The following is an 18,788-nucleotide window of genomic DNA, read 5'->3' as shown; positions in this document are numbered from 1 at the left end:
GCCGTCCGGCCCCTTATTATTACGAAATCTCGTAGGGCAGCGGCTGGATAGCCAGACTGCCGCCTTCGTCGCCCTGTACCCGCAGCGCCGTTTCCGGCTCCAGATCGTTATTCAGCACCGCCTGCACCCAGACATCGCCATTATCCAGCTGACAGGCGGCCAGAATGGTGCCGGTGCGGCGCCAGTTGTCGCCCAGCTTCATTTCCAGCGCATCCGCAGCGGCCGGAACGCGGGCGGCCTTGCCGGCCAGCCAGTAAAGCGCACGCTTGTTGGCGCCGCGGAATTTAGCGCGCGCCACCATCTCCTGGCCCGTATAGCAGCCTTTTTTAAAGCTGATAGCGTCCAGCGCCTGCAGGTTTGTCGCCTGAGGAATAAACTGCGCGCTGTTCGCCGCGTCGATAACGGGCAGGCCAGCTTCGATATTCAGCGCCAGCCACTGCGAGCTGTCGGTTAGCTGTGCCTGACCGTCCAGAGCCGCGCGCAGCGCTAGTGCACTGTCGCGATTCAGGATTAGCAGAAAGCGTTCCGCCGGTGCGGAAAACCACAGCAGCGTCGCATCATCCTGCTGCACGACTGGGTTTTCAGCGTCCGGCAGCGTGTCAAACAGCCCGGCCAGCGCGGTGCGCGCCTGAAAACCGGCTACACCCAGCAGCACCGCTTCGTCATCCGCTTCGATAGCGACTTTGGCGAAAACGGCATACTTTTTCAGCTCGCTGATTTGCGTATCGCGCAGGCTGCGGCGTTCCAGATAGGCAAAGCCTTCGCCACGGTGAAACAGACGCAGATTGCTCCACATTTTCCCTTTTGCATCACAGTGGGCGGCGGGAAGATGCGCATTGGCATCCAGCGCAGCGACGTCCAGCGTCAGCTGACCCTGCAAATAGCTGACGCGGTCCGCGCCGGTCACGTTGACCAGCGCCCACTCTTCCAGCGAGATCAGCGTAAGCGGCAGACGGGCAGAGGCCGCAGGTTGACGAGGCGGGAAAGATAAAGTCGGCATAGCGGATTCCTGAAGTCAAATAAGCCTGCATTCATGTTAAAAGAGCCGCCCGGCTTTGCAACCAGTTTTCTGAAGGCGACGCACAAAAGGCGCGCTTGCGCGGCAACAAATGCTTTTATCGTGCGGCGCATTACGCAAAGCCAAATTGCGCCATCAACATCGGCTTAAAAAAGCGCTACACTAGCGGCCATCTTTCACCGACTGACGATGGAAAGCATGGATATTGAAAATAGAGCGCGCGTGCAGTGGGCCTGCCGGCGCGGTATGCGGGAACTGGATATCTCCATCATGCCGTTCTTTGAATATGAATATGACACGCTGAGCGATGGCGATAAAAAGATCTTTATTCGCCTGCTGGAAAGCGACGATCCCGATCTGTTCAACTGGATGATGAATCATGGCGAACCTGCCGATCCGGAACTGAAACGCATGGTTCACCTGATCCAGCAGCGAAACCAGCAGCGTGGCCCTGTGGCGTTCTGATCTGCGGGTCTCCTGGCAGGCGCAGTGGATGTCGCTCTCGCTGCACGGCGTGGTAGTGATAGCGCTGCTGTTGGCGCCGTGGCCGGCCAGCTTAACGGTAGTGTGGATGCTGCTGCTGACGCTGGTGGTGCTGGAGTGCGTGCGTAGCCAGCGACGCATTCGCAGCCGGGAAGGCGATATCGCGCTGCTGGCGGACCATCAGCTGCAATGGCGGCAGAAGCACTGGCGCATCAGCGGTCGGCCGTGGATGACGCGGCGGGCGATCCTGCTGGCGCTGCGCTCCGCTAAAGGCGAGCGCGAGAAGCTCTGGCTGCTGCGCGACAGCATGAACGAAAGCGAGTGGCGGCAGCTCCGTCAGCAGCTGCTCGCTATTCACTAAACGGCAGGCTTACAGCGTGGCGGCCATTTCCGTCAGGATTTGTTCGCACCACTGCGCGATACGCTCGTCCGTCAGCTCAAACTGGTTAACGTCGTCCAGCGCCAGGCCGACAAACTGCTGGCCGTCGGCGGTTAGCGGTTTGCGGCTGATAAACTCGTAGCCTTCGGTAGGCCAGTAGCCGACAAAAACGACGCCCAGCGGCTGCAGCACCTCATGCAGCATGCCAAGCGCGTCCAGAAACCACTCGCTGTACTCGGCCTGATCGCCCATACCGTACAGCGCCACGGTTTTGCCGCGCAGGTTTAGCGTAGCGAGGTCGGTCCAAACCGCCTCCCAGTCCTCCTGGATTTCGCCGAAATCCCAGGTGGGAATGCCCAGGATCAGCATGTCGTACTGCTCCATCAGCTGCGGCGAGTCCTCTTTCAGATTGTGCAGCGTAACAAGATCCTCGCCGATAAAATCGCGGATTTTCTCCGCCGCCATCTCGGTGTAACAGGTGCTGGAACCGTAAAAAAGCCCGATATTCATACGCGGTTTACTCAATTCTCCTGGTTCAATGGCGCGAATTATATCAGAATTGAGCTTTGACGGCGTGCCGTCGGGTAAGTGGAAAAGGAGTCAACGTGCAGGACAGCGATCTGACAGAGCAGTTTCTTGATGCCTTATGGATTGAGCGAAATCTTGCGCAAAACACGGTGGCTTCCTATCGGCTTGATCTGATGTCGCTGGTGAACTGGCTGGCGCATCACCAGCTGGATCTGCTGCATGTAGACAGCGCCGGGCTACAGAACTTTCTGGCCGAGCGCGTGGAAGGCGGCTATAAGGCCAGCAGTTCCGCTCGCCTGCTCAGCGCCATGCGGCGCCTGTTCCAGTATCTTTACCGGGAAAAGCTGCGTGAAGACGATCCCAGCGCGCTGCTGGCCTCGCCTAAACTGCCGCAGCGGCTGCCGAAAGATCTCAGCGAAGCGCAGATAGAGCGGCTGCTGCAGGCGCCCTCTACGGATATCCCGATAGAGCTGCGCGACAAAGCCATGCTGGAGCTGCTTTATGCCACCGGGCTGCGCGTCACGGAGCTGGTCAGCCTGACGCTCAACAACGTCAGCCTGCGCCAGGGCGTGGTGCGCGTGGTGGGCAAAGGCGATAAAGAGCGGCTGGTACCGCTGGGTGAAGAGGCGCTGCACTGGCTGGAGCATTACATTGAATATGGTCGTCCGTGGCTGCTGAACGGACAGACGCTGGACGTGCTTTTCCCCAGCAACCGCGCGCAGCAAATGACCCGACAAACGTTCTGGCACCGCATCAAGCATTATGCGACGCTGGCGGGCATCGACAGTGAAAAGCTCTCCCCCCACGTGCTGCGACACGCTTTCGCCACGCATCTGTTGAACCACGGCGCCGATCTGCGGGTCGTACAGATGCTGTTAGGGCATAGCGACCTGTCCACCACGCAAATTTATACCCATGTCGCCACCGAGCGGCTACGGCAGTTACATCAACAGCATCATCCCCGCGCCTGACGCGGTGATCAAACGGCCAAACTATAAGGCCATGAGGATAATCAATGAAAAAGCGTTACTTTCTCCTTTCTCTGCTGGTAGCAGCTGGCCTGGCGCACGCCGACGATGCGGCCATCAAGCAATCCCTGGCGAAGCTGGGACTGCAGCAGATGGAGATCCAGCCGTCGCCTTTGCCAGGGATGAAAACCGTGCTGACCGAAAGCGGCGTGCTTTACGTCAGTGAAGACGGCAAGCAGTTTATTCAGGGGCCGCTGTACGACATCAGCGGCGCGCAGCCGATCAACGTCACCAACAAACTGTTGGAGAAAAAAGTCGACGCGCTGAGCAGCGAAATGATCGTGTATAAAGCGCCGAAAGAGCAGCATGTCATCACCGTCTTTACCGACATCACCTGCGGCTACTGCCATAAGCTGCATTCGCAGATGGCGGACTACAACGCGCTGGGGATCACCGTGCGCTATCTGGCCTTCCCACGCGAAGGCATGAACGGACAGGTCGCCAAAGAGATGAAATCAATCTGGTGCGTGGCCGATCGCAAAAAAGCGTTCGACGCGGCGATGAAAGGCGAAACCCCTGCGGCGGCCGACTGCAAAATTGACCTGGCTAAGCATTACCAGCTGGGCATTCTCTACGGTATTCAGGGCACGCCAGCCATCCTGCTGCAAAACGGTATGATGATCCCTGGCTATCAGGGGCCGCAGGAGATGAAAAAGCTGCTGGATAGCCAGAAGACAGGCGGCTAAGCCCAGTGAAAGGAAAAACCGAATTACGCCGCCGCGTGGCGGCGCAGGCGTGCGAGCTGCCGGAGGATCTCCATCCTCTGCTGCGTCGCCTCTATGCGCATCGGGGCGTTAAGCAGGCCGTGGAGCTGGAGCGCGGTGCCAAAAATCTTCACGCGTTTCACTCGCTCAGCGGCATTGAGCGGGCGGCAGAGATCCTGCAAAAGGCCATTGCCGATAACCTGTGCATTATGATCGTTGGCGATTTCGACGCCGACGGCGCCACCAGCACTGCGCTGACCGTGCTGGCTTTACGCAGCATGGGCGGCCGCAATATCAAATATCTGGTGCCAAACCGGTTTGACGATGGCTACGGCCTGAGTCCGGAAGTGGTGGAGCAGGCGGCGGCGCGCGGTGCGCAGCTGATTATGACCGTGGATAACGGCATTTCTTCCCATGCTGGCGTCGCGCTGGCGCACGAAAAAGGCATCGCCGTAGTGATCACCGATCACCACCTCCCCGGCGATACGCTGCCGGATGCGGAAGCGATTGTTAATCCTAACCTGGCGGACAGCGAGTTTCCTTCACGCACGCTGGCGGGCGTGGGCGTCGCGTTTTATCTGATGCTGGCGCTGCGCGCGCGGCTGCGCGACAGCGGCGTCGCCACGCTGCCAAACCTGGCCGAGCTGCTGGATCTGGTGGCGCTGGGCACGGTGGCGGACGTGGTGCCGCTGGACGCCAACAACCGCATCCTGGTCTGGCAAGGGCTGAGCCGTATTCGCGCCGGCAAATGCCGCGTCGGCATCCGGGCGCTGCTGGAAATCGCCAATCGCGACGCGCGCCAGCTTGCCGCCAGCGACCTGGGTTTTGCGCTGGGGCCGCGTCTCAACGCTGCCGGACGGCTGGACGATATGTCGGTCGGCGTCGCGCTGTTGCTTAGCGAAGACATCGCCCAGGCGCGCATGCTGGCCAGCGAGCTGGATGCGCTGAACCAGACGCGCAAAGAGATAGAGCAGGGGATGCAGACGGAAGCGCTGGCGTTGTGCGATGCGCTGGAGCGCAGCAGCGAAGCGCTGCCGCTTGGTATCGCCATGTACCATCCGGAATGGCACCAGGGCGTGGTCGGCATCCTGGCTTCGCGGCTGAAAGAGCGCTTTCACCGTCCGGTTATCGCCTTTGCGCCCGCCGGTGACGGCACGCTGAAAGGGTCGGGACGCTCCATCAGCGGGCTGCATATGCGTGACGCGCTTGAGCGGCTGGATACGCTCTATCCCGGCCTGATTATCAAGTTTGGCGGCCACGCGATGGCGGCGGGCCTGTCGCTGGAGGCGGAAAAGTTCGATGAATTCCGCCAGCGCTTTGGCGAGCTAATCGGCGAATGGCTCAGCGAAGAGTCTTTGCAGGGCGTGGTCTGGTCAGACGGCCAGCTGATGGCGCAGGAGCTGACGTTGCCCACCGCAGAGCTGCTGCGTGAAGCCGGGCCATGGGGGCAGGCGTTTCCCGAACCGCAGTTTGACGGCAAATTTAAGCTGATCCAGCAGCGGCTGGTGGGCGAGCGTCATCTGAAGGTCATGCTGGAGCCGCTGGGCGGCGGGCCGCTGCTGGACGGTATCGCTTTCAATATTGATACCGCGCTCTGGCCCGATCCCAGCGTGAAGCAGGTAGAGCTGGCCTACAAGCTGGATATCAACGAGTTTCGCGGCAACCGCAGCGTGCAGCTGATTATCGAGCATCTCTGGCCGCTGTAGCCTGAACAGGCAAGTCTTACTCAGTCAGGAAGAGGTTGTGATTTGTCATGGCAGAGGGATAGCGTAATAAGTAAGCGCTTTTCATTATCTTGCAGTCCCAAAATGGGACTGGTATAGTCAAGGCGAATGTTTACCCAGGGAGGGGACATGAAGATTATCGCGGTAGCGCCATTACGGGAATTCTGGACCCTCCACAATCAGGCTGAGCAACCGCTTAAGGCCTGGGTTGATGAAGTCAGAAAAGCGACCTGGCGGACGCCACAGGATATAAAGAGGCGCTATCCGTCAGCCGATTTTGTGGCGAAAAACCGGGTGATATTCGAGATAAAGGGTAACGACTATCGGTTAATAGCCGCTGTGGCTTACCGCTTTCAGGCGGTATACGTGAAGTTTGTTGGAACCCACGCCCAATATAACGACATTGACGCTAAGACGGTGGAGCTATGACAAAGTATCAAATCAAACCTATTCGCACTGAAGAAGATTATCACTATGCGCTGGCTGCGGTTTCGCCGCTTTTTGATAATGAACCTGAACCCGGCTCAGAGGCGGCAGATTTTCTGGAAGTGACTATTTTGCTTATAGAAAAATATGAGCAGGAGCATTATCCCATTGAAGCGCCGGATCCAGTCGCGGCCATTAAATTTCGCATGGAGCAAATGGGAATGACCGCCAACGATCTGGTGCCGGCAATCGGTCTCAAAAATCGCGTTTATGAGGTGCTGAATTATAAACGAACGCTGACGCTGCCGATGATCCGCAGGCTGCATAAGATGTTTAACATTCCTCTGGCTTCGTTAGTGGCAGAATATCCGCCCGAGCCCCCAGCTTCTGCCGGTTAAGCGTCAACAAGCGTAACCAGCGCCGGTGCGCCTTCCGACTAAGGGATTGGCTGCGGTAAACTGCTGCCGCGCTAACGCTACAAACTCCCCGCAAATTCGTTTAAACTGCGTAGTTACATTGCAGACTTTTGAAGATCTAAATCATGTTTGAAATTAATCCGGTAAAGAACCGAATTCAGGATCTCACTGAGCGCAGCAGCGTTCTCAGGGGGTATCTTTGACTACGATGCCAGGAAAGAGCGCTTAGAAGAAGTTAACGCCGAGCTGGAACAGCCGGACGTCTGGAACGAGCCTGAACGCGCGCAGGCGCTGGGCAAAGAGCGTTCCGCGCTGGAAGCGGTAGTAGAAACGCTGGATCAGCTGAGCCAGGGGCTGGAAGATGTTGCCGGCCTGCTGGAGCTGGCGGTAGAAGCGGACGACGAAGAAACCTTCAACGAAGCGGTTGCCGAGCTGGACGGGCTGGATAAAAAGCTCGCCGATCTGGAGTTCCGCCGCATGTTCTCCGGCGAATACGACGGCGCGGACTGCTATATCGATATTCAGGCCGGCTCCGGCGGTACGGAAGCGCAGGACTGGGCCAGTATGCTGGTGCGTATGTACCTGCGCTGGGCCGAAGCGAAAGGCTTTAAAACGGAAGTGATCGAAGAGTCCGAAGGCGAAGTAGCCGGTACTAAATCCGCCACGCTGCGCATCAGCGGCGATTACGCTTTCGGCTGGCTGCGTACCGAAACCGGCGTGCATCGCCTGGTGCGGAAAAGCCCGTTCGACTCCGGCGGTCGTCGTCATACCTCTTTCAGCTCCGCGTTTGTCTACCCGGAAGTGGACGACGATATCGATATCGAGATCAACCCGGCCGACCTGCGTATTGACGTTTACCGCGCTTCCGGCGCCGGTGGTCAGCACGTTAACCGTACGGAATCGGCGGTGCGTATCACCCATATTCCAACCGGTACGGTGACCCAGTGCCAGAACGACCGTTCTCAGCATAAGAACAAAGACCAGGCGATGAAGCAGATGAAGGCGAAGCTGTACGAGCTGGAAATGCAGAAGAAAAACGCTGAGAAACAGTCGCTGGAAGATAACAAATCCGATATCGGCTGGGGCAGCCAGATCCGCTCCTACGTGCTGGACGATTCACGCATCAAGGATCTGCGCACCGGCGTGGAAACCCGTAATACTCAGGCGGTGCTGGACGGCGATCTGGACCGATTTATTGAAGCAAGTTTGAAAGCAGGGCTATAAGGAACTGACATGTCAGAACAACAACCGCAGGGCGCCGACGCCGCACTTGAGCTGAATAATGAACTGAAAGCGCGTCGCGAAAAGCTGAGCGCGCTGCGTGAGAACGGCGTGGCATTTCCCAACGATTTCCGTCGCGACAGCCTTTCCGACAAGCTGCACGCAGAATATGACGCGAAAGAGAATGAAGAGCTGGAAGCGCTGGGCGTAGAAGTCAGCGTGGCGGGACGAATGATGACGCGCCGTATTATGGGCAAGGCATCCTTTGTTACGCTGCAGGACGTAGGTGGCCGCATCCAGCTGTATGTTTCTCGCGACGATCTGGCGGAAGGCATTTACAACGAACAGTTTAAAAAGTGGGATCTCGGCGATATCGTCGGCGCTCGCGGCAAGCTGTTTAAAACCAAAACCGGCGAGCTCTCTATCCACTGTAGTGAACTGCGTCTGCTGACCAAAGCGCTGCGTCCGCTGCCGGATAAGTTCCACGGCCTGGCCGATCAGGAAACCCGCTATCGCCAGCGCTATCTGGATCTGATCTCCAACGACGACTCGCGCAAAACCTTTAAAATTCGTTCGCAGATCATGGCGGGCATCCGCAGCTTTATGGTCGGCCGCGACTTTATGGAAGTGGAAACGCCAATGATGCAGGTGATCCCCGGCGGCGCGTCTGCCCGTCCGTTTATCACCCATCATAACGCGCTGGATATCGACATGTATCTGCGCATCGCGCCCGAGCTTTACCTGAAGCGCCTGGTGGTCGGCGGCTTCGATCGCGTCTTCGAGATCAACCGTAACTTCCGTAACGAAGGGATCTCGCCGCGCCATAACCCAGAGTTCACCATGATGGAACTCTATATGGCCTATGCGGATTACAAGGATCTGATCGAACTGACCGAAAGCCTGTTCCGTACGCTGGCGCAGGACGTGCTGGGCACCACGGTAGTGCCTTACGGCGATCAGGAGTTCGACTTCGGCAAGCCGTTCGACAAACTGACGATGAAAGAAGCCATTCAGAAATACCGTCCGGAAACCGATCTGGCCGACCTGGATGATTTTGACAAAGCCTGCGCTATCGCGCAGTCGCTGGGCATCAAGGTTGAGAAGAGCTGGGGTCTGGGCCGCGTGGTAACGGAAATCTTCGAAGAGACGGCGGAAAGCCATCTGATCCAGCCGACCTTTATCACCGAATATCCGGCCGAAGTGTCGCCGCTGGCTCGCCGCAACGACGTTAACCCGGAAATTACCGACCGCTTCGAGTTCTTTATCGGCGGCCGTGAAATCGGTAACGGCTTCTCCGAGCTGAACGACGCGCAGGATCAGGCTGAACGCTTCCTGCAGCAGGTTAACGCCAAGGATGCGGGCGACGACGAAGCGATGTTCTACGACGAAGACTACGTAACGGCGCTGGAGCACGGCCTGCCGCCAACCGCAGGCCTGGGCATTGGTATCGACCGTATGGTGATGCTGTTTACCAACAGCCACACCATTCGCGACGTGATCCTGTTCCCGGCGCTGCGTCCGTCAGGAAAATAAGCAACGGCTGTGAGATTAAGGGGCGACTTGTCGCCCCTTTTTTACGGCTGATTTCAGGCGGGAGCTGGCGATGGCCTGAACGGTTCCGGGAAGTCCCCATCAAAGTGACGGATTTTGCTCTTCGCTGGGCTAAAGCCTGCGCTGGAATAAAGTACGTAATGTTTGCCTGCGCAAAACCGGTTTGTTACCGGAACCAGCAGCGCGTCCGGTGCCGCTCTTTGACCACCATCGCCCTTCATGTCGAAATAGCGATAAGCTCCTGCTGCCAGCGGAGTAAGCCGCCATGCCGTTACGATTTTATCGCCTCGTCGAGCCAATCCTTAAAGCGCGCGTAGGGCACGTACAGCGATACGTTTTTATACAGCGTTTTACCGGTTTTAATATCGTTAATGCGGTTGGAATAGCCGACGATAACGCCTGCCACAGAGTCATCGGACGCGTTATAGACCGCGCCGCCGGACATGCCCTGCACCACGCCCGCGTCGGAAGCCACTACAACGCAGCTCAGCTTGTTCCAGTCGTTCTTCAGGCCGGTATTCACCAGATTGGTGCCGGTTGAGGCCACCGGCATGGCAGAGATAAAGCTGTAGCCATACAGATTGATTTTGTCGCCCATAAAGCCGTTACGGAAGCGCGGCGCGGGAACGTTGCCGTTTTTATGGTAAACCACCGCCAGGTCGCATTCAGGATGGCGCGACTTAACGCGATAAAGCGAATATTTCGCCACGTGCGCCGCCGTCAGGCTGTAATCGGCGGTCAGCGGAATAGTGGTGCCCAGCGTGCCCACGCCCAGAATGGTCGGAATGCCGGTAACGGTCATATCCACACGCTTCTCTGCTTCGCTGCTGTACTCATATTTTCCTACTGAGCACCCGGTGATACTCAGCGTCAGCAGGCAAATAGCCAGTCGCATCTTTGCTCCTCGGTAATGAATCGATCAAGCACAGCTCAATAAACGCCCGTTGCATCCATCATCGAGGTATCGGCCAACACTCGGAAAACTTTACCTATTTAACCTCACTCCGCGTCAAATGATTATCAGATAATTGATAATTTTCCGTAATGATTACCGTCTCAATGCGCGCAAAACACGACCATTATTTACTAAAGTAGCGGCGTATTTTCCTCAAGTATAGACAAACCGCGAGGCCCAAAAACGCGCCGGAAAGGCTAAAATCGGTGGATCTGACGGTCAGTCGGCGGCGATTATTGCCTTTCAGGCAAGAGATTGTTGCCTGAGAAGGGGTATAAGTCCCTGATGAGCTGTGCTTTAATCTCTGATGTGATGTAGATCAAAATTCACATTCTGTAATACTTTCCCCGCCCTTTTTTTGCCTGTCGACCGCTGTCGGCGGAAAGATAATTTTTTCTGGAGAAGATGAGATGCCCGTTTCTTTACTGGCGCTGGCGCTGAGCGCCTTTGCTATAGGCACCACGGAATTCGTTATTATGGGCCTGCTGCCGGAAGTGGCAGGCGATCTCGGCGTAACGATCCCTTCGGCGGGCTGGTTAATCAGCGGCTATGCGCTGGGCGTGGCGATCGGCGCACCGATTATGGCGCTGCTCACGGCTAAGCTGCCGCGTAAAAAAACGCTGATTTTACTGATGTCCATCTTTATTGTCGGCAACGTGCTTTGCGCGCTGGCTTACAGCTACAACCTGTTGATGATGGCACGGGTGATCACCGCGCTTTGTCACGGCGCATTTTTCGGCATTGGCGCCGTGGTAGCCGCCAGCCTGGTCGCGCCCGACAAACAGGCGTCCGCCGTGGCGCTGATGTTTACCGGCTTAACGCTGGCTAACGTGCTGGGCGTGCCGTTGGGTACCTGGTTCGGCCAGCTGTTTGGCTGGCGCGCCACCTTCTGGGGCGTGGCGGTGATTGGCGTGCTGGCCTTTATTGCGCTGATCGTCAGCCTGCCCACCAACCGCAACGAAAAGCCGGTACATCTGGCCAGCGAGGTCAGCGCGCTGGCTAACGGCAAGCTGTGGCTGTCGCTGCTGATGACGGTGTTTTTCGCCGCCGCCATGTTCGCGCTGTTCAGCTATATTGCGCCACTGCTGCTCCAGGTTACCGGCATCAGCAACAAAGGCGTCAGCTGGACGCTGTTTTTAATCGGCGGCGGCCTGACCGTCGGCAATATCCTGGGCGGCAGGCTGGCCGACTGGAAAGTCTCTTTTAGCCTGATCCTCAGCTTCTCGCTGATCGCGCTGTTTTCGCTCGCCTTTAGCTGGACCAGCCATGCGCTGTGGCTGGCGGAAATCACCCTGTTTTTATGGGCGATGGCAACGTTCTCTACCGTGCCGGGACTGCAAATCAACGTGGTTCGCCACGGCAAAGAGGCGCCGAACCTTGTGTCTACGCTGAATATCTCTGCGTTTAACGTCGGCAACGCGTTTGGCGCATGGGCGGGCGGTGCAGTGATTGACGGCGGTTACGGGCTGACTTCCGTGCCGGTCGCAGCGGCCGTACTGGCCGTTATGGGCCTGCTCATTTGCCTGCTGACCTTCCGCCGCCCGCGCGGCCAGCAGCAGGCGGCGCGCGCTTAAGCCAGTAATGCCGCGAGGCGCTGGTTGAACAGGCTGCTATGCTCGCGCAGATGCAGACTGAACGCGTCAACCAGCGCCGAGCCGGGGCGGTGCTGCGGCCGGATCAGGCTGACGGTAAAAGGCACCGCAATGCTGAAGCGGCGGATCGCCACGCCGTTGCCCGCATAGTCCAGCGCCGTGAGCGGATTGACTATCGAAACGCCCACGCCCGCTCTTACCATCGCACAAACCGAGGCCGCGCTGTGCGTCTCCATCACCATTCTGCGCTGAACGCCCTGCTCGCTGAATAGCTGATCCAGTAACTGACGATAGCTGTCCGTTTGCGACAGGCTGATAAAGTTTCTCCCGGCGAAATCCTGCGGCGTCAGGCAGCTTTTTTCCGCCAGCGCGTCGTCCTGCGGCAGCACGCAAACCTCATTACCGGTAAAGATTACGCTGCGTTCCGTGCCGGCCGGCGTCTGGCCGGTTTCCGTTAAGCCTAAATCGTAACGCTGCGCCGACAGCCACTCTTCCAGCAGCGGCGACTCCTGCGGAATGATATTCAAACTGACGTCGGGATAACGCTGCAAAAAGGGCTGGCAGAGCAGGGGAAGCAGCGACTGGGAAAACACGGGCAGACAGGCCACAGACAGCTCGCCCTGGCGAAACTGGCGCAGGCTTTCGGCCGCGTTGATAATCCTGTCCAGACCGTACCAGGACCGCTGCACTTCCTCAAACAGCTTCAGTCCCTGAACGGTAGGGTGCAGACGGCCCCGGATGCGATCGAACAGCTTCAGGCCGGTCAGCTTTTCCAGCCTGGCCAGTTCGCGGCTGACCGTGGGCTGCGAGGTATGCAGCATGACCGCCGCTTCGGTCAGATTGCCGGTGGTAACAACCGCATGAAAAATTTCGATATGCCGCAGCGTGATGCCAGCCATAAAAACCCCCGCAAAAAGACTAATTCATATCATGAATGAATAGACTTCGCTAAAACAGATATTTTTCATCCCGCTGTCGCTATGGCGTAATAACGCTATTACTGACAGGAGAAAGCCCGATGCCACGCCCGCTGAACACCACTGAAACCGCTCTGAACCGTGACAATTTGCTCCAGCTGGCGCGCCAGTATGGCGGCCCCGTCTGGGCTTATGATGCCGATGTCATTGCCGACCGTATCGCGCAGCTGCAACAGTTTGACGTGGTGCGTTTTGCGCAAAAAGCCTGCTCTAACGTTCATATCCTTAAGCTGATGCGCGCAGCGGGCGTTCGCGTTGATTCGGTTTCGCTGGGAGAAGTGGAGCGTGCGCTGGCGGCAGGCTTTCAGCCCGGCGGGGAAGAGATCGTCTTTACGGCCGATCTGCTGGATGCGCCTACGCTTGCCCGCCTGGCAGAGCTTGCGATCCCGGTGAATGCCGGTTCGGTTGATATGCTGCATCAGCTGGGCGAAGTGTCGCCGGGCCATAAGGTTTGGCTGCGCGTTAATCCGGGGTTTGGTCACGGCCACAGTCAGAAAACCAATACCGGCGGTGAAAACAGCAAGCACGGGATCTGGCACGGCGATCTTCAGCTGGCGCTGGCCGCTATCCGGCAGCATCGGCTGCAGCTGGTCGGCATCCATATGCATATTGGATCGGGCGTGGATTATGGTCATCTGGAGCAGGTTTGCGACGCAATGGTCAGGCTGGTTATCGACTTCGGACAGGATGTGGAGGCGATCTCAGCCGGCGGCGGGCTTTCCATTCCCTACCGTTTTGGCGAAGAAGCGATCGATACCGCTCACTACTTTGGGCTGTGGGATGCGGCGCGCCAGCGAGTGGCGCAGCATTTAGGCCATGCGGTGAAGCTGGAAATTGAACCGGGACGCTTTCTGGTGGCGGAATCTGGCGTGCTGGTGTCTGAAGTGCGCGCCGTTAAACAGATGGGCAGCCGCCACTTCGTGCTGGTGGACGCCGGTTTTAACGATCTGATGCGTCCGGCGATGTATGGCAGCTATCATCATATCTCCGCCATTGCCGGAGACAGACGCGATCTGCAAGAGAGCCGGACGATTGACACCGTGGTGGCGGGGCCGCTGTGCGAATCCGGCGACGTTTTCACCCAGCAGGAAGGCGGCAAAGTCGAAACCCGCGCGCTGCCGCACGTCAGGCCGGGCGACTATCTGATATTTCATGATACCGGCGCTTACGGCGCGTCGATGTCCTCTAACTACAACAGCCGCCCGCTGCTGCCGGAAGTGCTGTTTGAAAACGGCCAGCCGCGCCAGATCCGCCGCGCGCAGACCGTTCAGGAACTGCTGGCGCTGGAGGCGTAAGCATCAGTCCGGCGAGCCGACCGAATGGCGGCGCACCAGCGTCGGACTGAACAGATTGGTCACCTCCGGCAGCGGCTGGTTATTAGCCAGCGCTAACGCCAGCTCCGCTGCCTGCTGCGCCATGGTGACGATAGGGTAGCGCACCGTGGTCAGCCTCGGGCGGACATAGCGCGATACCAGCACATCATCAAAACCAATCAGCGACATCTCTTCCGGCACCCGCACGCCGTTATCGCTAAGTACCGCCAGCGCGCCCGCCGCCATTGAATCGTTATAGCAGGCTACGGCGCTAAAGGCTTTGCCGCGCCCCAGCAGCTCCGTCATCGCCTGTTCGCCGCCGATCTCATCCGGTTCGCCAAACGCGACCAGGCGATCGCTGCCCGGCAGATTGTGCTCCTTCAGCGCGTCGTAATAGCCCTGTAGCCGCTCGTCCGCATCGGAAATAGGGTGGTTTGAGCAGATAAAAGCGATGTTCTGATGGCCCTGTTGGATTAGATGGCGCGTTGCCAGCCACGAGCCGTAGCGATCGTCCAGCGCAATGCAGCGCTTTTCAAAACCCGGCAGCGCACGGTTAATCAATACCATGCCGGGGATCTGCTTCATCAGAGGGATCAGGTCGGCGTCCGGGATTTTTTTTGTATGCACCACCAGCGCGCCGCAGCGGTGCCGGATCAGCTGTTCAATCGCCTGGCGCTCTTTTTGCTCATTGTGATAACCGTTGCCAATCAGCAAAAAGTTGCCGGTACCGTAGGCGACCTGCTCGACCGCCTTGACCAGCGCGCCGAAAAAGGGATCGGAAACGTCGCCGACGACCAGCCCCATGGTTTCCGTTGACTGCTGCGCCAGCGCGCGCGCGTTAGCGTTGGGATGATACTGCAACTCTTCCATTGCGCTGTTAACGGCCTGGCGAGAAGCGTCGCTGGCTTTAGGCGAATTATTAATTACGCGAGAGACCGTAGCAACGGACACACCCGCCAGCCTGGCGACATCCTTAATGGTAGCCATAGTGACAAAGCCTTCCAGGGTAAACGTTTACATGGCTCCAGTGTTGCGGAAATTGCCAGCTACTTCAAGCAGGCAGAATGCTGTGAATGTCGCAAAGCCGATGAAAAAGGCGAGGTATTATCGGCGGATCCTTTTACCGGGCCGTCTTTCCCTTAACGCTTTGCCGCTTTCGATGTAAAAGCACGGCAGGTCCAGGCACTGCAAATATGCAAAGAGCAGCTTCAGTAATGTGCTTTTAGCGCATCAGGCACCGGGTCAGCGGGCTTTTACCACCGCATATCGGCCGCACAGAAGTTTGCTGAAACGCACCGGAAAAATGGTAGCCTGTAGACTGACACGAACACCAGCCGGACTGCCTGCCATGACTCTAAAAAAAGTGCCGCATCTTGCCCACTGGGGCGCCTTTACCGCCGTTGTCGAAAACGGCAAACTGCAGCGCTGCGAACCCTTTTTCGCCGATCGCGATCCGTCGCCAATGCTTAACACTATTCCCGAGCTGGTCTATTCCGACCGGCGCATTCGTCAGCCGATGGTGCGCCGCTCCTGGCTTAAATCGCGCGAGAAAAGCGACCGTACGCTGCGGGGACGGGAAGATTTTGTGGCGGTGGACTGGGAAACAGCGCTGGACTTAGTGGCGGAAGAAAACCGTCGGGTGCGCGATCGCTACGGCGCCGCCGGTATTTTTAACGGTTCTTACGGCTGGTCTTCGGCGGGGCGCGTTAACCATGCCCGCACGCTGATCCGTCGCTTCTACTTTACCGGCGGCGGCGGCGTCGATCAGCTGGGCAACTACAGCTGGGGTGCCGCGCAGTTTTTCCTGCCCTATATCATCGGCACCTATATGCCGTTGACCGGTCGCGTTACCGACTGGCCGAGCGTGGTAGAACATTGCGAAATTTTTGTCGCCTTTGGCGGACTGGCGCTGAAAAATGGCCAGGTTGCCTCCGGCGGCGCAGGGCAGCACAGCCTGAAACCGGCGCTGCTTGAACTGACGGCCAAAGGCACGCCGGTGATCAACATCAGCCCGATGCGGGATGACTGCCCGGAATTTGTTAACGCCGAATGGATCCCGATCCGACCTAATACCGACGTGGCGCTGATGCTGGCGCTGGGGTACGAAGTGGAGCGGCTGGGCGCGGCGGATCGCACTTTTCTGGCTTCGCACTGCGTTGGCTATCCGCAGCTGCGTGGCTATCTGCTGGGCGACAGCGACGGGGTGGCAAAAACCCCGCGCTGGGCCAGCGAGATCACCGGTATTCCGGCCGCGCGCATTGAACTGTTGGCCAGACAGCTGATCGGCAAACGCAGTTTTATGACCAGTTCTTATTCCGTGCAGCGTGCCCATCGCGGCGAACAGCCTTACTGGATGATGATCGCGCTCTCGTCGATGCTGGGCCAGCCGGGCCTGCCGGGCGCCGGGTTCTCTTTTGGACATGGTTCCATGAACAGCGTGGGCAACCCGCGCATTGACGGGCCGGCACCGATGATGTCAACCGGCGTCAATCCCATTGCCGACCAGGCGATCCCGGTAGCGCGCATCAGCGATATGCTGCTGCATCCGGGCGAGCCATACGCTTTCCAGGGCCAAACCCATACTTATCCCGATATTCAGCTGATCCACTGGGCGGGCGGCAATCCGTTTCATCATCATCAGCAGCTTAACCGGCTGGTCGAGGGCTGGCAGAAGCCGGAAACGGTTATCGTGCAGGATATCGTCTGGACGCCTGCGGCGCAGATGGCGGATATCGTGCTGCCGGTGACCACCTCGCTGGAGCGCAACGATATCGGCGGCTCGTCCCGCGACCGCTTTGTGCTGGCTATGCATCAGGCGATCGAACCGCAGCATCAGGCGCGTAACGACTTTGATATTTTTGCCGATCTGGCGGAGCGCCTGGGCTATCGCGACGCTTTTACCGAAAACCGGAACGAAGCGCAGTGGATTGAGCACCTTTACCAGCAGTGCGGGGTGGCGCACCAGCGTCGGGGCGTCGACTGGCCGGATTTCCAGACTTTCTGGGAACGGGGCTACGTGGAGGTGCCAGAAGGCGACAAGCCGTTTATTTTTATGGAGGATTTTCGCCGGGATCCGCAGCAAAACCCGATCCAGACCGCCAGCGGCAAAATTGAGCTGTTCAGCGAAACCATTGCGGGCTTTGGCCTGGTGGATTTTGCGCCGCATCCGGAATGGCAGCCGCCGCAGGAGTGGCTGGGAGCGGAAATCCGCCAGCGCTTCCCGCTGCATATGATCTCCATGCAGCCTGGCGATCGACTGCACAGCCAGATGGATGCGACGCCGACGGTGCAGGCTAACAAAACGGCCGGAAGGGAAACGCTGTGGATGCATCCGGAAGATGCCGAAACGCGCGGGATTGCCGATGGCGACACCATTGAGGTCAGCAACGATCGCGGGCGGATGCTGGCTGGCGTCAGGCTTACGGACGGCGTCAGCCGCAGCGTGGTGCTGATCGCCACCGGCGCCTGGTTCGATCCGGGCTTTGGCAAAGCCTGGCTGCCGTATGACCAGGCGGGCAATCCCAACGTGCTGACGCTGGATATCGGCACCTCTTCGCTGACGCAGGGGCCAAACGCCATGAGCTGCCTGGTAGAAATCTGCAAGGCGACGGAAGTCTGATGCCAGCAACAAAACGGGCACCACTCTGATAGTGCCAATAATTGTTGATAATGGAGTGAAAAAGATTAAAAATTAGCCTGCTGACAGACCGGGCAATACAGATAAAAACCGTAAAGATCGTTTCTGCTGTCCTGGAGTGGATGGCAGTTTTGAAAGCTTTCAAGGGATTATCATCCGGTTGCCCGCCGTCTGGCTAAAAAATAGCCATGATATAGCTATCAGGGAGGGATAAATTATGTATGGAACTGAAAGGGATGCGGTGCCGTTTCCCGGCTATTGGGAAAAAAGCGGCGGCAGAGGGGGAAATATGCGAAATCTTGTAAGGAAGCTGGAAGAAGACGTAGCGGGCATTCGGATTGATATTGCCGTCATCAAGTCGAACTATATGACAAAGCAGGATCCCGGCGTTTTCAGAGACGAACTGAAAGGGGATAACAGCACCCCTTTAGAAGAGGTTCGCAAGTTGAACGTGGCAATTAGCGATGCAAAAAACGCAATTATTTTTTGGTGCGTCAGCGCCGTGATTTTTGCCCAGATCATACCCACTCTGCCAGCTATCCTGAAAATTCTCTTTCCTTCCTGAGTCCGGCAGTCATCCCGCTAAGGCGGGATGTAGCTTTCAGCAACCCACTAACGTTGCAAAAACACATAGAAATCACATGGCTGGTTACATTTTGCGGGTAACTGTTGCGAATGTGGGCTGGCGAGCAGGCTGGCCCGGTTGCTACAGTTTATGTCCCAGAGGTATTGATGGGTGAACATCAAAATAACTTTGTTTCACCGACCTGCGCAGATGCGCAGGTTTTTTTTATCTGACGCTTTTGCTAAACCGCACGGCAATAATCACGATCTGA

Annotated in this window: 18 protein-coding genes; 13 read left to right on the top strand and 5 right to left on the bottom strand. The window is 57.8% G+C overall.

The window, feature by feature from the left end; genetic code table 11:
* Positions 1-19 precede the first annotated feature (19 nt).
* A complete protein-coding gene (gene ygfZ / locus AB3U87_RS02135) occupies positions 20-1,000 on the bottom strand; it encodes a tRNA-modifying protein YgfZ (RefSeq protein ID WP_301252516.1) in 981 nt (326 codons plus the stop codon).
* Between the two features lie 216 nt (positions 1,001-1,216).
* Here ygfZ and sdhE point away from each other — a divergent pair, with 216 nt between their 5' ends.
* On the top strand, positions 1,217-1,483 hold the full coding sequence (gene sdhE, locus AB3U87_RS02130; RefSeq protein ID WP_125287352.1) for an FAD assembly factor SdhE: 267 nt from the start codon (positions 1,217-1,219) through the stop codon (positions 1,481-1,483).
* Positions 1,464-1,862, top strand: a complete 399-nt coding sequence (locus AB3U87_RS02125; RefSeq protein ID WP_394148240.1) for a protein YgfX — start codon at positions 1,464-1,466, stop codon at positions 1,860-1,862. The genes sdhE and AB3U87_RS02125 overlap by 20 nt, the downstream gene beginning before the upstream one ends.
* Before the next feature lie 9 nt (positions 1,863-1,871).
* Here the strand turns inward: AB3U87_RS02125 and fldB are convergent, their stop codons facing one another.
* On the bottom strand, positions 1,872-2,390 hold the full coding sequence (gene fldB / locus AB3U87_RS02120; RefSeq protein ID WP_253461228.1) for a flavodoxin FldB: 519 nt from the start codon (positions 2,388-2,390) through the stop codon (positions 1,872-1,874).
* A 95-nt stretch (positions 2,391-2,485) separates the two neighbouring features.
* On the opposite strand from fldB, the gene xerD reads away from it, so the two are divergent.
* The 7 genes from xerD (at position 2,486) to lysS (ending at position 9,460) form a co-directional block, all read left to right on the top strand.
* Positions 2,486-3,379, top strand: a complete 894-nt coding sequence (gene xerD / locus AB3U87_RS02115) for a site-specific tyrosine recombinase XerD (protein ID WP_253458672.1) — start codon at positions 2,486-2,488, stop codon at positions 3,377-3,379.
* Between the two features lie 44 nt (positions 3,380-3,423).
* A complete protein-coding gene (gene dsbC / locus AB3U87_RS02110) occupies positions 3,424-4,122 on the top strand; it encodes a bifunctional protein-disulfide isomerase/oxidoreductase DsbC (protein WP_253458674.1) in 699 nt (232 codons plus the stop codon).
* 5 nt (positions 4,123-4,127) lie between these two features.
* On the top strand, positions 4,128-5,846 hold the full coding sequence (recJ, locus tag AB3U87_RS02105; protein ID WP_301252520.1) for a single-stranded-DNA-specific exonuclease RecJ: 1,719 nt from the start codon (positions 4,128-4,130) through the stop codon (positions 5,844-5,846).
* A gap of 147 nt (positions 5,847-5,993) precedes the next feature.
* Entirely contained in the window at positions 5,994-6,293 is a 300-nt protein-coding gene (locus AB3U87_RS02100) for a type II toxin-antitoxin system HigB family toxin (protein WP_301252521.1), read from the top strand.
* Positions 6,290-6,688: a helix-turn-helix domain-containing protein gene (locus tag AB3U87_RS02095; RefSeq protein WP_253458680.1), complete on the top strand. Its 399-nt coding sequence runs from the start codon at positions 6,290-6,292 to the stop codon at positions 6,686-6,688. The genes AB3U87_RS02100 and AB3U87_RS02095 overlap by 4 nt, the downstream gene beginning before the upstream one ends.
* A gap of 143 nt (positions 6,689-6,831) precedes the next feature.
* Positions 6,832-7,930, top strand: a protein-coding gene (prfB, locus tag AB3U87_RS02090; protein ID WP_394148236.1) for a peptide chain release factor 2 whose coding sequence is annotated in 2 segments (ribosomal slippage) — positions 6,832-6,906 and positions 6,908-7,930 — 1,098 coding nt in all. Because the reading frame shifts where the segments join, the coding sequence is not laid out codon by codon here.
* Between the two features lie 9 nt (positions 7,931-7,939).
* Positions 7,940-9,460 (top strand): lysine--tRNA ligase, encoded by a 1,521-nt coding sequence (lysS, locus tag AB3U87_RS02085; RefSeq protein WP_253458682.1) that lies wholly within the window; start codon positions 7,940-7,942, stop codon positions 9,458-9,460.
* A gap of 289 nt (positions 9,461-9,749) precedes the next feature.
* Here lysS and AB3U87_RS02080 read toward each other — a convergent pair whose 3' ends face one another.
* Positions 9,750-10,373: a serine protease gene (locus tag AB3U87_RS02080; protein ID WP_253458685.1), complete on the bottom strand. Its 624-nt coding sequence runs from the start codon at positions 10,371-10,373 to the stop codon at positions 9,750-9,752.
* Positions 10,374-10,843: 470 nt separating this feature from the next.
* Between AB3U87_RS02080 and AB3U87_RS02075 the strand changes: the two genes are divergently transcribed.
* Positions 10,844-12,007 carry an MFS transporter gene (locus tag AB3U87_RS02075; protein WP_253458688.1) on the top strand — a complete coding sequence of 388 codons (1,164 nt, stop codon included), beginning with the start codon at positions 10,844-10,846 and terminating at the stop codon, positions 12,005-12,007.
* Here AB3U87_RS02075 and AB3U87_RS02070 read toward each other — a convergent pair.
* Positions 12,004-12,924, bottom strand: a complete 921-nt coding sequence (locus AB3U87_RS02070) for a LysR family transcriptional regulator (RefSeq protein ID WP_253458691.1) — start codon at positions 12,922-12,924, stop codon at positions 12,004-12,006. The genes AB3U87_RS02075 and AB3U87_RS02070 overlap by 4 nt on opposite strands.
* Positions 12,925-13,043: 119 nt before the next feature.
* On the opposite strand from AB3U87_RS02070, the gene lysA reads away from it, so the two are divergent.
* Entirely contained in the window at positions 13,044-14,297 is a 1,254-nt protein-coding gene (gene lysA / locus AB3U87_RS02065) for a diaminopimelate decarboxylase (RefSeq protein WP_394148234.1), read from the top strand.
* 3 nt (positions 14,298-14,300) lie between these two features.
* Here lysA and galR read toward each other — a convergent pair whose 3' ends face one another.
* Positions 14,301-15,302: an HTH-type transcriptional regulator GalR gene (gene galR, locus AB3U87_RS02060; RefSeq protein WP_125287364.1), complete on the bottom strand. Its 1,002-nt coding sequence runs from the start codon at positions 15,300-15,302 to the stop codon at positions 14,301-14,303.
* 361 nt (positions 15,303-15,663) lie between these two features.
* Between galR and AB3U87_RS02055 the strand changes: the two genes are divergently transcribed.
* Both AB3U87_RS02055 and AB3U87_RS02050 read left to right on the top strand, forming a co-directional pair.
* A complete protein-coding gene (locus tag AB3U87_RS02055; RefSeq protein WP_369895953.1) occupies positions 15,664-17,934 on the top strand; it encodes a molybdopterin guanine dinucleotide-containing S/N-oxide reductase in 2,271 nt (756 codons plus the stop codon).
* A 235-nt stretch (positions 17,935-18,169) separates the two neighbouring features.
* A complete protein-coding gene (locus tag AB3U87_RS02050; RefSeq protein ID WP_301252526.1) occupies positions 18,170-18,517 on the top strand; it encodes a hypothetical protein in 348 nt (115 codons plus the stop codon).
* Positions 18,518-18,788 lie beyond the last annotated feature (271 nt).

This window comes from Erwinia plantamica, assembly GCF_043420595.1.
GTDB lineage: Bacteria > Pseudomonadota > Gammaproteobacteria > Enterobacterales > Enterobacteriaceae > Erwinia > Erwinia aeris.
Note: the sequence above shows the minus strand (reverse complement) of the source record. Positions and strands in the feature narration are given on the sequence as shown.

Coding starts and splice junctions, on each gene's coding strand:
- ygfZ (WP_301252516.1), bottom strand. CDS start 1,000: ATGCCGACTTTATCTTTCCCGCCTCGTCAACCTGCGGCCTCTGCCCGT.
- sdhE (WP_125287352.1), top strand. CDS start 1,217: ATGGATATTGAAAATAGAGCGCGCGTGCAGTGGGCCTGCCGGCGCGGT.
- fldB (WP_253461228.1), bottom strand. CDS start 2,390: ATGAATATCGGGCTTTTTTACGGTTCCAGCACCTGTTACACCGAGATG.
- dsbC (WP_253458674.1), top strand. CDS start 3,424: ATGAAAAAGCGTTACTTTCTCCTTTCTCTGCTGGTAGCAGCTGGCCTG.
- AB3U87_RS02100 (WP_301252521.1), top strand. CDS start 5,994: ATGAAGATTATCGCGGTAGCGCCATTACGGGAATTCTGGACCCTCCAC.
- AB3U87_RS02095 (WP_253458680.1), top strand. CDS start 6,290: ATGACAAAGTATCAAATCAAACCTATTCGCACTGAAGAAGATTATCAC.
- lysS (WP_253458682.1), top strand. CDS start 7,940: ATGTCAGAACAACAACCGCAGGGCGCCGACGCCGCACTTGAGCTGAAT.
- AB3U87_RS02080 (WP_253458685.1), bottom strand. CDS start 10,373: ATGCGACTGGCTATTTGCCTGCTGACGCTGAGTATCACCGGGTGCTCA.
- AB3U87_RS02075 (WP_253458688.1), top strand. CDS start 10,844: ATGCCCGTTTCTTTACTGGCGCTGGCGCTGAGCGCCTTTGCTATAGGC.
- AB3U87_RS02070 (WP_253458691.1), bottom strand. CDS start 12,924: ATGGCTGGCATCACGCTGCGGCATATCGAAATTTTTCATGCGGTTGTT.
- lysA (WP_394148234.1), top strand. CDS start 13,044: ATGCCACGCCCGCTGAACACCACTGAAACCGCTCTGAACCGTGACAAT.
- galR (WP_125287364.1), bottom strand. CDS start 15,302: ATGGCTACCATTAAGGATGTCGCCAGGCTGGCGGGTGTGTCCGTTGCT.
- AB3U87_RS02055 (WP_369895953.1), top strand. CDS start 15,664: ATGACTCTAAAAAAAGTGCCGCATCTTGCCCACTGGGGCGCCTTTACC.
- AB3U87_RS02050 (WP_301252526.1), top strand. CDS start 18,170: ATGTATGGAACTGAAAGGGATGCGGTGCCGTTTCCCGGCTATTGGGAA.